Origin of the sequence: Achromobacter sp. 77 (assembly GCF_020541125.1) — a bacterium.
Lineage (GTDB): Bacteria > Pseudomonadota > Gammaproteobacteria > Burkholderiales > Burkholderiaceae_B > Achromobacter > Achromobacter mucicolens.
Genome location: NZ_CP059848.1, coordinates 4255031 through 4268457, shown reverse-complemented (window position 1 = coordinate 4268457; position 13427 = coordinate 4255031). Strand labels below are relative to the sequence as shown.

12 protein-coding genes and 1 pseudogene are annotated in these 13427 nt (G+C 65.6%); 5 read left to right on the top strand and 8 right to left on the bottom strand.

All coding sequences use genetic code 11. The features are described from left to right. Positions 1 to 2 precede the first annotated feature (2 nt). Positions 3 to 962, bottom strand: coding sequence for an AraC family transcriptional regulator (locus tag H4P35_RS19800; RefSeq protein WP_226846645.1), 960 nt, complete (start codon positions 960 to 962; stop codon positions 3 to 5). A 319-nt stretch (positions 963 to 1281) separates the two neighbouring features. Here H4P35_RS19800 and H4P35_RS19795 point away from each other — a divergent pair, with 319 nt between their 5' ends. The 4 genes and pseudogenes from H4P35_RS19795 to H4P35_RS19780 form a co-directional block, all read left to right on the top strand. Beyond that, positions 1282 to 2328 (top strand): aldo/keto reductase, encoded by a 1047-nt coding sequence (locus tag H4P35_RS19795; protein WP_152385187.1) that lies wholly within the window; start codon positions 1282 to 1284, stop codon positions 2326 to 2328. A gap of 194 nt (positions 2329 to 2522) precedes the next feature. Continuing rightward, positions 2523 to 3752: an SMI1/KNR4 family protein gene (locus tag H4P35_RS19790; RefSeq protein WP_226846644.1), complete on the top strand. Its 1230-nt coding sequence runs from the start codon at positions 2523 to 2525 to the stop codon at positions 3750 to 3752. Continuing rightward, on the top strand, positions 3749 to 4435 hold the full coding sequence (locus H4P35_RS19785; protein WP_175155025.1) for a lysozyme inhibitor LprI family protein: 687 nt from the start codon (positions 3749 to 3751) through the stop codon (positions 4433 to 4435). The genes H4P35_RS19790 and H4P35_RS19785 overlap by 4 nt, the downstream gene beginning before the upstream one ends. 73 nt (positions 4436 to 4508) lie before the next feature. Then, a pseudogene (locus H4P35_RS19780) lies at positions 4509 to 5261 on the top strand (YoaK family protein); the annotation flags it as partial. A gap of 11 nt (positions 5262 to 5272) precedes the next feature. On the opposite strand, the gene H4P35_RS19775 reads toward H4P35_RS19780, so the two are convergent. Beyond that, entirely contained in the window at positions 5273 to 6034 is a 762-nt protein-coding gene (locus H4P35_RS19775) for a hypothetical protein (RefSeq protein ID WP_226846643.1), read from the bottom strand. Positions 6035 to 6186: 152 nt separating this feature from the next. Here H4P35_RS19775 and H4P35_RS19770 point away from each other — a divergent pair, with 152 nt between their 5' ends. Next, positions 6187 to 6846, top strand: a complete 660-nt coding sequence (locus tag H4P35_RS19770; RefSeq protein ID WP_226846642.1) for a thiopurine S-methyltransferase — start codon at positions 6187 to 6189, stop codon at positions 6844 to 6846. A 48-nt stretch (positions 6847 to 6894) separates the two neighbouring features. Here H4P35_RS19770 and H4P35_RS19765 read toward each other — a convergent pair whose 3' ends face one another. The 6 genes from H4P35_RS19765 to H4P35_RS19740 form a co-directional block, all read right to left on the bottom strand. Beyond that, positions 6895 to 7662: an SDR family NAD(P)-dependent oxidoreductase gene (locus H4P35_RS19765; protein ID WP_226846641.1), complete on the bottom strand. Its 768-nt coding sequence runs from the start codon at positions 7660 to 7662 to the stop codon at positions 6895 to 6897. Then, positions 7659 to 8654, bottom strand: a complete 996-nt coding sequence (locus H4P35_RS19760) for an NAD(P)H-quinone oxidoreductase (protein ID WP_175155022.1) — start codon at positions 8652 to 8654, stop codon at positions 7659 to 7661. Before H4P35_RS19760 ends, H4P35_RS19765 begins: the two co-directional genes overlap by 4 nt. A 20-nt stretch (positions 8655 to 8674) precedes the next feature. Further along, on the bottom strand, positions 8675 to 9379 hold the full coding sequence (locus tag H4P35_RS19755) for an ABC transporter ATP-binding protein (protein ID WP_062841762.1): 705 nt from the start codon (positions 9377 to 9379) through the stop codon (positions 8675 to 8677). After that, the gene (locus tag H4P35_RS19750; RefSeq protein WP_062841763.1) at positions 9372 to 11153 is read right to left on the bottom strand and encodes an ATP-binding cassette domain-containing protein; all 1782 of its coding nucleotides are present in this window, start codon (positions 11151 to 11153) and stop codon (positions 9372 to 9374) included. The genes H4P35_RS19755 and H4P35_RS19750 overlap by 8 nt, the downstream gene beginning before the upstream one ends. Before the next feature lie 22 nt (positions 11154 to 11175). Continuing rightward, on the bottom strand, positions 11176 to 12042 hold the full coding sequence (locus H4P35_RS19745; RefSeq protein WP_056326907.1) for a branched-chain amino acid ABC transporter permease: 867 nt from the start codon (positions 12040 to 12042) through the stop codon (positions 11176 to 11178). A gap of 134 nt (positions 12043 to 12176) precedes the next feature. Beyond that, on the bottom strand, positions 12177 to 13376 hold the full coding sequence (locus H4P35_RS19740; RefSeq protein WP_056326909.1) for an ABC transporter substrate-binding protein: 1200 nt from the start codon (positions 13374 to 13376) through the stop codon (positions 12177 to 12179). Positions 13377 to 13427: the final 51 nt, after the last annotated feature.

The following is a 13427-nucleotide window of genomic DNA, read 5'->3' as shown; positions in this document are numbered from 1 at the left end:
GCTCAGGCGGCCAGCGCGGTCTCGTCCTTCCAGCGCTGCTTGTCGCGCAGCGGCGGCGCGCCGAAAAGGCGGCTGTACTCGCGGCTGAACTGCGAGGAACTCTCGTAGCCCACGGCATGCGCGGCCAGCGCCACGCCGGCATCGTCCGTCAGCATCAGCCGCCGCGCTTCCTGCAGCCGCAGGTGCTTCTGATATTGCAGCGGGCTCATGGCGGTGGCCTGCTTGAAATGATGATGCAGCGACGACACGCTCATGTGCACGTCGCGCGCAATCTCTTCCACCCGCAACGGTTGCGCGAAATTGTCGCGCAGGATGCGGATCGCCTTGGCCACGCGGTTGAGCTGGCTGTCTTGCAGCACCGTCTGGCGCAGCACGACACCCTGGCCGTTCATGAGCAGGCGGTACAGCAGTTCGCGCTTGATCATCGGCGCCAGGATCGGAATGTCGCGGGGGGTGTCCAGCAGCCGCAGCAGACGCAGCACGACGTCCAGCAGGGTGCTGCCCAGCGGGTTGACGCACAGCGCGCGCGAGGCTTCCAAAGAAACCAGCGGCGGCAGGTTTTCATCGCTGATGAGCGCGGTGATCTCCTCGGGGTTCAGGTCCACCCGCAAGCCCAGATAGGGCAGGGTGGGACTGGCGACGGACACCTTGGCCACCACGGGCAGGTCCACCGACGAGATCAGGAAATGGAAGGGATCGTATTCATAGGTCTCCTCGCCGATGAGCAGGCGTTTCGACCCCTGGGCAATGACCGCCAGCGCCGCCTTCTGCAGGACCGGCTTCGCCCCGGAAGGCTGCGACAGCCGGTGCAGGTACAAGCCTTCGATCGGCGTATCCAGCGCCCCTTCCAGATTGCCGGTCATGCGCTCCAGCATGCGCAGCAGCTCGGACCGCGCCAGTTCGCTGGCGGCGTCGTGACCGGCGCCGGTGGGGGCGAGGGATCGGGCAGGATTCAGGGACATTGACGGGCTCTCGCAGGCGCACCGTTCGTCACCTTGCGAGGCGACGGCGGCGGAGGATTGGGTGTCCGCCAGTGTATTGCCAACTCCGGCCTCAGGCGGCGGGTCCACGTGGGGGAATGGAGAATCAGGCAGGAATTCCGGAGAAAACGACGGGTCGGTCCGGCCTGGCTGCCGTGCCGGAGAATCAGGCAAAAAAAGGGCAGGATCAAGCAGCGCGTGCCGGGCCCGGCCGTCGCATACTGTCCGCACCCCGGCAGGCTGCCGCAGCGGTGTTCCGTTCCGGAACCCGGCGCGCCCGCCAGCCCCTGAAGGAGCAAACATGCGATACAAGAAATTCGGCAGCACGGGCCTGTTCGTCTCGGAGCTGTGCCTGGGCACCATGACCTTTGGCGGCGAAGGCGAGCTCTGGAGCAAGATCGGCAGCCTGCAGCAGGAGGACGCCAACCGCCTGGTGGGACGCGCGCTGGACGCGGGCATCAATTTCATCGATACGGCGGACGTCTACTCCGAAGGACGTTCGGAAATCATCACGGGCCAGGCCCTGCGCGATCTGAACATCCCGCGCGAAGACGTCGTGATTGCCACCAAGGTCTTCGGACCGACCGGCGCGGGCGTGAACGCGCGGGGCAATTCGCGCGTGCACATCCTGGACGGCGTGAAGAAAAGCCTGTCGCGCTTGCAGCTCGACCATATCGACCTCTATCAGATCCACGGCTTCGACCCGGCCACGCCCATCGAGGAAACCCTGCGCGCGCTGGACACGCTGGTGCAGCATGGCCATGTGCGCTATATCGGCGTGTCGAACTGGGCCGCCTGGCAGATCATGAAGGCGCTTGGCATTTCCGAACGCCTGGGATTGGCGCGCTTCGAGTCGCTGCAGGCCTATTACACGGTTGCCGGGCGTGATCTGGAACGCGAGCTCGTCCCCATGCTGCAAAGCGAGGGCGTCGGGCTGATGGTGTGGAGTCCGCTGGCCGGGGGCCTGCTCAGCGGCAAGTACGGCCGGGACGGCGAAGCCGAGGCGGGCAGCCGCCGCGTGGCGTTCGATTTCCCGCCCGTGAACCGCGAACGCGCCTACGACAGCATCGACGCGCTGCGGCTGATTGCGGATGCGCGGGGCGTGTCGGTGGCGCAGGTTGCGCTGGCCTGGCTGCTGCACCAGCCGGTCGTCACCAGCGTCATCATCGGCGCCAAGCGCGTGGATCAGCTCGAGGACAACCTGGCGGCCACGGACATCCGGCTGACCGGGGAGGAACTGGCCGCGCTGGACAAGGTCAGCGCGCTGCCGCCGGAATACCCGGGCTGGATGCATGTGCGGCAGGGCGAATACCGGCGCCAGCAGTTGCGCGAATCGGGCGAGGCCTGACCCGCGCCGCGCTAGGGAAATCCTCGCGGACCGGCGTCCTGCCGCCGGTCCGCGCCGGAGGGATGCCGCGCAGCCTCATGGAGAAGGCCCAGGACAAACGCCGTAAATCAACGGCGGTCGGCCATCTTGGCCCGGCGACGATTCACCGCTCGCTAGTAGAATCGGACCAGTCCCTTTTTCCTTGAAGCATCACCATGAGCGAGTTTTTCACGTCGGCCGAACTGCAGGCCTTGCGCGAGCACGGCATCGCGGTGTTCGCGGACCGCCTGCTGATCGATGTGCAGCCGCCATTGCCCGACGCCCGTATCGCCGAGATCCAGGCCCTGTGCGAAGGGCCGCTCCCGCCCGCGCTGCTCGACCTGTGGCGGCTCACCGCCGGGGGCGAACTGGCGTACGACCTGCGCGCTCAGATGGATGGCAATGAAGAGGCCTTGAGCTGGTCCGAACTCTTCTATGACGGCAGCGATCACTATCGTGACCTGCAAGGCTGGATCGAGCACGAACAGGAGTGCGCCCAGGACGCCGCCGCCGAGGACGGCGCCACCTGGAACAGGAAGTTGTGCTATCTGCCGATTGGCGGTTTCGAATACTGCGACCGCATCTACGTCGCCGTGGAGCCAGGCCCGCAAGCCGGCAGTGTGGTCGCGTGGAAGCAGGGCCTGCCGGGCTGGACGCACGCCTTGCAGCAGGACGGCATCGCCACGATCGCCCCGGACCTGCTCGCGGCCTTTGCCGCGCTCCGCCTGGAAACCGACCCCGACGAAGACGAGAACAGCACCGGCCTGCGCGTGCTGGAGTATCTGGATGAGCGCGTGTCCGACCATGGGATGCCGCAGGCGCTTGCCGACCGCGTGGCCGCCTTCCACCGGCGGGCGCTGGTGGACTGGCGCGGCCCCCTTGAGGCCGGCACGCTGGCCGGCACCCCCAGTCTAGCCACGCTGGCCTTGCAGCACGCGTTGTCGCACGATGACGCCGGGCTCGTGCATCGCCTGGCGGCGCAGGGCATGCGCTTCGATGCGCCGCTGCGCGGCAGCGCCCAACCGCTGGACGTGGCCCTGATGCAGCATGCGTACGCCGCGGCTCAGGCGCTGCTGGACGCGGGCGCGCCGGTCAGCCCGACGGCCCTGCACCGGTTCGACCGGCAGCCGCCCGTCGCGCTGGTCGCCGCGCTGCTGGCGCACGGCGCCGTGCCCGATGCGCTGGGTGTGGCGCGCTGCGTCGCCTGCGGATCCCCGGAAGCCGCGCGTCTGATCGCGCAGGCGTGCGGGGATGGGCTTGCCGACGCCTATGCCCAGGTCCGCGATTCGATGGCCGGCCGCTACCAGGAAGACCTCAAGCGCGTGCGCGCGGGCTCGCTGGGGCACTACCTGGGCGCGGAAGGCCTGGCTGAGCGGGTCGCCAACCTGCGGGAATTTTCCCTATGAATCGCCGTCTGGCCGCGCTGGCGCTGTGCCTCTCGCTGGGCAACGCGGCCGCCTGGGCGGCCGGCACGGCCTCGTTCGATTGCGCCAAGGCGCGCACCGAGGTCGAAAAGGCGATCTGCGCCGATGGCGCGCTGGCCGGGCAGGATGCCAGCATTGCCAGACACTTCGGCAAGGCCAGGATGACCTTCGATGCCGCGACGGGCAAGGCGCTGACGCAAGACCAGCGCTGGTTCGTTCAGGTGCGCGACGAGGCGTTTGCGTCGCCGCCCGGCAACGATCCGCCGCAAAAGGAACTTGCCGACCGCCTGAAGTACCGCGATGCCTTTCTTGCGTCGCTGGTGCTCAAGCGGCGGCAGGGCTTCGAGGGAGACTGGGAGAACCTCGCGGGCGGCGTCTCGATCAAGCGGCAGCCCGATGGCAGCCTGTCGTTCGACGGCTCCGCGGCGCATCCGGAAAACGGCCGTTGGGTGTGCGATGTCCGGGGCACGGGCGCCATCAAGAACAAGGTGCTGGTCGTCGAGACCGCCGATGCCGAGGGCTGGACGCTGACGTTGTCGCGCAAGGGGTACGGCCTTGTGGTGTCGGAAATCCCGCCGGCGGGGGCGGCCGATGCCGCAGGCCGGCCGTACTGCGGTCTGAACGGCGCGCTGGGCGGCGTTTACTATCCCGTATCCCGGCCTTGATCGATCCCGCCCCGGCGCGTCTAGAATGGTTTCCAAATCGCAGTGAATACGCTCTTCTGTTGAAAGGACTGGCGTGACCATCCCGTATCTGCGCCGGCTGACCGCCGTCAGCCGAAGCCCGCAAGCCAACCGCCATCTTGCCTATCTGCTGACCTTCACCGCCGGCGCCGTCAACGCGGGCGGTTTCCTCGCGGTCCAGCAATACACCTCGCACATGTCCGGCATCGTGTCCATGATGGCGGATCACATGGCGCTCGGCGGAGTGATCGTGGTGCTGCAAGGCTTGGCGGCGCTCTTGTCGTTCATGGCCGGCGCCGCCAGCTCGGCCTTTCTGATCAACTTTGGCCGCAGGTCCCGGCTGGCCAGCGAATATGCGTTGCCCCTGCTGCTCGAGGCCGTGCTGCTGCTCGTCTTCGGTCTGTTGGGCGCCAATCTCGAAACGCTGCGCTGGTTCTACGTGCCCGGCACGGTGATGCTGCTGTGCTACATCATGGGCCTGCAAAACGCGATGATCACCAAGGTGTCGCGGTCCGAGATCCGCACCACGCATGTCACGGGCATGGTGACCGACATCGGCATCGAGCTTGGCAAGCTGTTTTACTGGAACGTCGCCAAAGGCGATCCGCAGACGATGCCGCGGGTGCTGGCCGACCGCGGCAAACTCACCGTCCTGAGCCTGATGGTGAGCCTGTTCTTCGTGGGCGGCGTGACCGGCGCGTATTCGTTCTACAACTTCGGTTTTGGATCGACCTGGCCGCTGGCGCTGTTGCTGATGCTGCTGGCCGCGGTGCCGATCCTGGACGACATCCGCAGCTTCATGCACCGCGCAAAGGGCGCCTAACGCTGCTGCTTCGGCTTGGCGGCAGTGGAATGGCGCAGGAACACCTGCAGCGCGGCAAGCGTTTCGGCATGCAGCCGTGCCAGGCGGGCGTCCTTGGCGGGTTCGGTGACGGCATAGCCCCTGGCATCCAGCGGATAAGGCGCTTTGAGCAACCGCGCCATGTCGATCTGATAGAAGCTCGCGCCGCCGTACGGCCGCTTGCCATCGATGTAGGGCATGGGCCAGAAGCGATCGCCTTCGCGCAGCACGGCCTGTAACGCCGGCCCCTCGGCTTCGCGCCAGTCGGCGGCGCGCAGCAGGATCAGGTGCGCATCGCGCAGTGCAAACGTGCCGTCCGCTCCCACGCCGCTTTCCGGAAAGTCGAAGGCCTCGCGCATTTCGGCCGGCACGTCATAACGGCCCGGCGACAGCTTGCCGATCGCGCGCACATAGCGCGGCACCAGCCGGCAGACTTCGGCCATCCTGCGCACCGCCAGGGCGTCGTCGGCGGTATCGAGCGTGCGGCGGACGATGGCCAGCGTATCGTCGCCGCCCAGCAGGGGCTGCTCGAAATCGATGGCGGGCGCCCCGGACTCGACCGGCATCCACTGCACGCGCAACAGGCGCATCAGCGCGGCGTGCTGCGCGGTGTAGGGCAAACCGTCTGCCGGCGCCGAAAACACGCCGCGGATGATGGCGTCTCGGCTGGGCGATGCCAGGGCGTGCAACGGTGCGGCGATCAGGCTGGCCAAGGTCAGGAGCAGGGGGCGGCGTTGCATGAGGCTCGGAGAAGTGAACGCGAGGGGACATAAGATACCCAAAAGCGCGGCGCGCGGGGAAAAGCGCGCTGGTGCCGGCCCGGGAATACAATCCAGCGATCGTCCTGCGCGCAACGTGTGCGACACGGATCCTTTGGAGGAGCAGACAAGTCATGGACGCGGAATTCTGGCTGGAACGGTGGCGCGAAGGGCGCACGCATTTTCATCAGACGCGGGTCACGCCGTTATTGCAGAAATATTGGCCGTCGCTGGACGTGCCAAAGGGCGGCAAGGTGCTCGTGCCGCTTTGCGGCAAGTCGCTGGACATGGTGTGGCTGGCCGCCCAAGGCCATCACGTGCTGGGCGCGGAATTGTCCAAGCTTGCCGTCGAGCAATTCTTTGACGAGAACGAGCTGCGGCCAGTGATTCACGATTCGGTGTACGGGACCCATTACGTGGCCGGCAACATCGAGATCGTCTGCGGCGACATTTTCAAGCTGGATGCCCAGGTGCTGTCGCATTGCGTGGGCGTCTATGACCGCGCGGCGCTCGTTGCGCTGCCCGACGCGATGCGTGCCGACTACGTGCGGCACGTCTACGGTCAGCTGTCGCCGTCTTACCGGGGACTGCTCATCACGCTGGACTATCCCCAAGAAGAGATGGCCGGCCCCCCGTTTTCCGTGGTGGACAGCGAGGTGCAGGCGATCTTTTCCGGCGTTTCGCCTGCGGTCATCATCGACCGCCGCGACATCCTCGACAAAGAGCCCAAGTTCCAGTCGGCGGGCGTAAGCCGCCTGGACACCGTGGTCTACCGGCTGGGCGTGCAGGCCTGACCCCGTGCGCCCCGGTAAAAGGCCCGTTCGATTCGAACGGGCCTTTTGCTAGGTCATGAGCCAGCCGCCGGCCACGTCCAGCACCTGACCGGTCACAAAACGGGCCTGATCTGACGCGAAGAACAGGCACGCGTCCGCCACTTCCTCGGGCGTGCCCAGCCGCCGCAGCGCGGTCACGGACGCCACCGCGTCATTGATTTCCTGCGGCACGCTTTTCAGCAAGGGCGTGCTGATGCGTCCCGGCGCCAGCGCATTCACCGTCACCTGGTGCTCGCCAAGCTCCGCCGCCCAGTGGCGCGTCAGCCCGATCAGACCGGCCTTGGTGGCCGCATAATGCGCCGCCACGATATCGCAATACGCCTTGCCGGCCACCGACGACATGTTGATGACGCGCCCCTGCCGCGCCTGCACCATGTGCGGCGTGGCCAGATGCGTCATGTAGAACACGCTGTTCAGGTTCACCGAGACGACGTTGTTCCACTCTGCCGGCGGCATTTCCCAGACCTTCAGCGCGCGGCCGTTGGTTTTGGGCGAGATGCCGACGTTGTTGACCAGGATGGTCGCGGGGCCCAGATCGCGCGTGATGCGATCATAGGCCGCCTGGCACTGATCGAAATGCGCGACGTCAGCCGGCACGAAGCACACGTCGTGGCCACGCGTCTTGAGTTCCTGCTCGTAAGCCTGGCCCGCCTGCGCGTTGAAGTCGACAAGACCGACACGACCGCCTTTGGCCAGGAACGCCTCGACGATGGCCGAGCCGATGCCTCCCACGGCGCCCGTGACGATGACGGTCTGGTTCGCAAAGCGTGCGCTCATGGCTTCACCTGCAGCATGATCTTGCCGATGTGCTTGCTGCTTTCCATCAGTTCGTGCGCGCGCGCGGCCTCGGCCAGCGGGAAGACTTCGTGGATCAGCGGCAGGCACTGTCCGGCCTCCATGAGCGGCAGCACCTTCTGTATCAGCGATTGCGCGATGGCGGCCTTGTCCTCGTCCGAGCGCGGGCGCAGGGTGGAGCCCGTGAACTGCAGGCGCTTGGTCATGATGGGCAGCGCGTCGATCTCGGCCTTGCTGCCTTCCAGGAAGGCGATCTGCACCAGCCGGCCGTTCAGCGCCAGCAGCCGCAGATTCTTGTTGATGTAGGCGCCGCCCACCATGTCCAGGATCACATCGACGCCGGCGTTGCCGGTGCCCTCGCGCACGGCGGACTCGAAGTCCGTGTCGCGGTACAGCACGGCATGATGCGCCCCGGCCTTGATGCACGCCTGCGCCTTTTGCGCGTTGCCCACGGTGGTCCAGACTTCGGCGCCGAACGCGCGCGCGAGCTGGATGGCGGTCAGGCCGATGCCGCTGGAGCCGCCGTGAACCAGGAACTTCTCGCCCTGCGCCAGGCGCGCCCGGTCGAACACGTTGGTCCAGACGGTGAAATAGTTCTCCGGAATGGCCGCGGCTGTCAGCAGGTCGATGCCGCGCGGCACCGGCAGGCAGTGCCGCTCGTCGGCCATGCAGAATTGCGCATAGCCGCCGCCCGGCGTCAGTGCGCAGACCTGGTCGCCCACCTTCCAGTCACGCGCCTGGGGCCCGGTCGCGACGATGGTGCCGGACACTTCCAGGCCAAGATACGGAGAAGCGCCCGGGGGCGGGGGATAGGATCCGGAGCGTTGCAACACGTCGGGGCGGTTCACGCCCGCGTAGGCGACTTCGATCAGCACCTGGCGTCCCGTGGGCGCTTCCATGTCGCGTTCGGCGACGCGCATGCAATCGGGCGCGCCGCCCTTGCCATGGTCGATGAATGTGCAGCGTTGTGACATGAGACGATGGTCCTTGGATTTCAGTGGCCCAGATAGGCCTTCTTGACGTGGGGATCGCTGAGCAGTTCGGCGCCGGTGCCCGTGCGCACGATCGCGCCGTTCTCAAGCACGTAGCCGCGATCGGCCAGGCGCAGTGTGCGAAACACGTTCTGCTCCACCAGCAGCACCGTGACGCCATGCGAGGTGACATCGCGGATGATGTCGAACATCTGCTGCACCAGCAGCGGCGACAGGCCCAGCGAAGGCTCGTCGAACACCAGCAGTTTCGGATCGGCCATCATGCCGCGCGCGATGGCGACCATCTGCTGTTCGCCGCCCGACAGCGATCCGGCGTACTGGCTCAGCCGTTCCTTCACGCGCGGGAAGATGCGCAGCACTTCCTCCAGCTTGCGCTCGACGATCGGGCGGGCCGCCCGCTTGTACGAGCCCATCAGCAGGTTGTCGCGCACCGTGAAGTGCGGAAAGAGCTGGCGCCCTTCGGGAATCATCGTGATCCCGGCATCCACGATGTCGTAGGGCTGGAGGTTAGTCAGATCCTGGCCTTCGAATTCCACCTTGCCCTGCGTGGCGGCGATCACCCCGCACAGCGTTTTGAGCGTGGTGGTCTTGCCCGCGCCATTGGCGCCAATCAGCGTGACGATCTCGCCCGCGTGCACCTCGAAATTCAAGCCGTTGAGCACCTGGCTCTTGCCATAGCCCGACGTCAGATTCGACACCTTAAGCATCCTGATACTCCTTGCCCAGATAGGCTTCGATGACGGCGGGATTCTCGACCACGTCCTTCGGGGCGCCGCTGACCAGCACGCCGCCTTCGTTCAGGACGATGATGCGGTCGGACAGCGCCATCGTCGCCTGCATCATGTGTTCGATCAGCAGCACCGAGACGCCGGAATCGCGGATGCGCCGGATCATCTGGATCGATTTCTCGATGTCCGTGGGATTCAGGCCCGCCATCACTTCATCCAGCAGCAGGATGCGCGGCTTGATCGCCAGGGCCCGCGCCACCTCCAGCCGCTTCATGCCGCCCACCGTGAGGCTGCGAGCCTCGGTGTTCAGGTACTTCACCAGGTCGGTCTGCTCGGCCACCTTCAGGGCGATTTGCTCGGCTTCGTCGCGGTCGGACGTGTGAATGAAGGCGCCCAGCATGATGTTCTCCAGCACCGTCAATCCCGTGAACGGTTTGGCGATCTGGAACGTGCGGCCCAAGCCCTTGTGCGCAAAGGCGTCGGGTGTCTTGCAGCTGACCCAGTTGCCTTGCTCGTCGCGCATCGTGATGTCGCCCTTGTCCGGCGACAGAAAGCCCGACAGCAGGTTGAACACCGTCGTCTTGCCGGCGCCGTTGGGACCGATCATGCCCAGGATCTCGTGCTGGTTGAGGGTCAGCGACACGTCGTTGGTGGCGCGCAGGCCGCCAAAGCTCTTGAACAGGCCCTCCGCTTTCAGCACAGGCTGCTCGCTGCGCGTGGCGTTGCGGATGCGGATCTCGTCGGCGAGCTTGCGCTTGGCCGGGGGCGTGCCCAGGTACGGCAGGCGCGCCAGCATGCGCTCGATGAAGGGCCCGAACGCGCCGGCCAGACCGCGCGGAATCGTCAGCACCACCGCCACCAGGATCAGGCCGTAGATCAACCCGTGCATGCCGTTGCCCACGCTGCTGAGCCAGCCGCGCGCCAGTTCCGCAATGGGCAGCACCAGGAAAGTGCCCGCGATGGGACCGGACACGGTGCCCAGTCCGCCGATCAGCGCAAACATCGCGACCTGGATGGACAGCTCGAGCGAGAACGCGGAGCTGGGGTCGACGAAGGTCAGATACGTGATGTGGAAGGTGCCGATGATGCTGGTCAGCACGGCCGACACGACGGCGGCGATGATCTTCACGCGCACGGTGTGGATGCCAACCGCAAGCGCCGCATCCTCGCGTTCGCGGATTGCGATCAGGTAATGCCCGATGCGTGACTTGCGGATGTACCACGAGACCCAGGTCACCAGCACGAACAGGCCGAACGCGATGATGACGTAGTTGATCTTCTCGCGAAACACGATCCAGGCCCAGCCGATGTTCAAGGGCAGGCTGATGCCGCTGGAACCACCCGTCCAGCTTTCCTCGTGGATGACCAGGAGGCGCACGACTTCCAGGATGGCGATGGTCGCCAGCGCAAAGAAGGGACCCCGCAGGCGCAGCGTGGGATAGCTGATCAGGATGGCGACGGCGGCGGAAATGGCCGCGCCCGCAAACATGCCTATCCACGGCGAGATGCCGAAGTTCTGCGTCAGCAGCGTGGCCGTGTAGCCGCCGATGCCATAGAACACCGCGTGGCCAAGGGACAACTGGCCGGCATAGCCGCCCACGATGTTCCAGGCAACCGACAGCGCGGAAAACACGAACAGCAGGACAAAGAGGTTGGTCCAGAAGGGCGTGCCCATGACGACGGGCACGAGGAACATCGTGATCAGCAGAATGAGGCTGACGTAGGCTTTGGGATGTCGAAAGTCGGGAAACACGTCTTGCTCCTTGTTGTTCTGGTCACTCTGTGCCGATGCCGAACAGACCGTTCGGCTTCAGGACAAGGATCAAGAGGAAGATCCCGAAATAGACGACTTCCTTCAGGTCGGGCGCGATGTAGAAGCCCGCCAGCGTGTCGACGATGCCGATGATCATGGAGCCGGCGACCGCGCCGTACAGGCTGCCCAGGCCGCCCAGAACCACGATGACGAACGCGGTCAGCACGAAGTACGTGCCCACCGTCGGGAACACCGGATATTGCGGCGCGAGCAGACCCGCGGCGATGCCCACGAATGCGGTGCCCAGGCCAAAGGCGATGGCGTACACGTTGTTGACGTTCACGCCCATCAGCGTGGCGGCATAGCGGTGCTGCGCCACGGCGCGCAGCGCGCGGCCAAGATAGGTGCGGTGCATGAACAGGTGCAGCAGCACGGCCAGGGTCAGGCCGATGACGAAGGTGACGAGCTGGCCGGTGACCATCGAGAACGGGCCGACGTCGATGGCATTGGTGCCCAGCTCCACCGGCGCGCGGTACACGTTGGCCCCGAAAATCACGAGCGCCAGATTCAGCAGGATGGTGGACACCCCCACCGTGGCGAAGATCTGGATGTGCTGGTCGGCATGCAGCAACGGCTGGATGATGCCCTTCTGCGTCAGCGCGCCCAGCGCGAACAGGATCACGGCAACAGGAATCAGGCCGGCGTAGGGGTGGATGCCGAACTGCGCCGCGATCAGATAGACCATGTACATGCCGATCATCAGGAACTCGCCGTGCGCGAAGTTCACGACGCGCACGACGCCGAAGATGAGTGTCAGCCCCAGGCTGATGATCGTGTATGCGCCGCCCAGCAACAGGCCATTGATGACCAGTTGAATGAATAATTCCATTGTGCAACCTCTAAGTGCGGGAGGCGCCCCGTCCCCGTCCCGCAGCGTCCAGGGACGGGGCGCTCGAACCCCGGGTAATGCCGGACGCGCACCGGGGCTGCAAGCCCTCGGCGTCCGGCCGCTGGCATCGCGCTTTATTTCTTGAAGATGGGCTTGCCGAGAGCGAGGTTGTCAGGACCGATGGTGACGAGCTTGCCGTCCTGCCACTGCATCACGTAGAAGGTGGACGCGTTGTTCTGTCCGTCTTCGCCGAAGTCGAACCCCCAGCCATTGGCCGTCTGGCCCGCGGGCTTCTTGTAGGCCAGCACCGCGGCGCGGATCTTGTCCTTGTCGGTCGACTTGGCGTTGCCGATCGCTTCAAAGAAGGCCTTGGCGCCGACGTAGTTGGTCAGGCTGTGACCGGATTGCGGATCGCTCTTGTACGTGTCCTTGTAGGCCTTCAGGAATTTGTCCAGCCCCGGCGCGCCGGCCGGATTGATGGATGCTTGCGGGAAGTCCAGGTCGAACACGCCGTTCATGTCGGCGCCCACGGCCTTGGCGGTGTCGGCAAGCGAATAGCCGCCGCCCGCGCCGATCACGACCTTGGGCTTGAAGCCCGCCGCACGCGCCTGGCTGAAGAACAGGATGGCGTCGTTCTGGTAGGCCGTCTGCAGCACCACGTCGGCCTTGGCGCCCTTCAGGCGCAAGATCAGCGAAGACAGGTCAACGGTCTTGGCTGAGTAGGGCAGAACTTCGACGACGTTGTAGCCAAGTTCCTGCGCGCGTTTCTTTTCGGTGGCCGCCACGTCGGTCCCATACGGGCCGTCTTCGTGGATGATGCCAATCTTGATGTCCTTGGGGTTCAGGCCCATGCCGGGCGCGATGGTCTCGTGCAGCGCATTCACGACCGACACGCCGTACAGCGCGGTGTTGGGATTGCTGCGGAACAGGTACTTGTAGCCGCGCGTGGTGATCTTGTGCGCGGTGGCGCCCAACTCGAAGTAGGGCACGCCGGCCAGCTCGGTCACGGGCGAGGCGGCGTACGAAATGCCCGACGCGTAGCTGCCGAAGACGCCGACCACGTTGGCCGAGATCAGACGCTTGGTTTCCGACACGGCCTGCGTGGGATCCACGGCGTCGGCCTTGATGATTTCGATCTTTTCGCCGTTCACTCCCCCCGCGGCGTTGATCTCGTTCACGGCCAGTTCCAGTCCGCGATAGCTTTCCTGTCCAAGCAGCGCAAGCGCGCCGCTGAACGGGAACAGGGCGCCTACCTTCATGTCGGCCGCTGCGGTGCCGCTTGCCAGCGCGCCGCACACACCCAGCGCCAAAACAATTTTGTTGAACTTGAACACTGTCTACGCTCCTTTGTCGGTATGGGATGCGGACTGGATCCTGAGGTCCGT

Coding starts and splice junctions, on each gene's coding strand:
- H4P35_RS19800 (WP_226846645.1), bottom strand. CDS start 962: ATGTCCCTGAATCCTGCCCGATCCCTCGCCCCCACCGGCGCCGGTCAC.
- H4P35_RS19795 (WP_152385187.1), top strand. CDS start 1,282: ATGCGATACAAGAAATTCGGCAGCACGGGCCTGTTCGTCTCGGAGCTG.
- H4P35_RS19790 (WP_226846644.1), top strand. CDS start 2,523: ATGAGCGAGTTTTTCACGTCGGCCGAACTGCAGGCCTTGCGCGAGCAC.
- H4P35_RS19785 (WP_175155025.1), top strand. CDS start 3,749: ATGAATCGCCGTCTGGCCGCGCTGGCGCTGTGCCTCTCGCTGGGCAAC.
- H4P35_RS19775 (WP_226846643.1), bottom strand. CDS start 6,034: ATGCAACGCCGCCCCCTGCTCCTGACCTTGGCCAGCCTGATCGCCGCA.
- H4P35_RS19770 (WP_226846642.1), top strand. CDS start 6,187: ATGGACGCGGAATTCTGGCTGGAACGGTGGCGCGAAGGGCGCACGCAT.
- H4P35_RS19765 (WP_226846641.1), bottom strand. CDS start 7,662: ATGAGCGCACGCTTTGCGAACCAGACCGTCATCGTCACGGGCGCCGTG.
- H4P35_RS19760 (WP_175155022.1), bottom strand. CDS start 8,654: ATGTCACAACGCTGCACATTCATCGACCATGGCAAGGGCGGCGCGCCC.
- H4P35_RS19755 (WP_062841762.1), bottom strand. CDS start 9,379: ATGCTTAAGGTGTCGAATCTGACGTCGGGCTATGGCAAGAGCCAGGTG.
- H4P35_RS19745 (WP_056326907.1), bottom strand. CDS start 12,042: ATGGAATTATTCATTCAACTGGTCATCAATGGCCTGTTGCTGGGCGGC.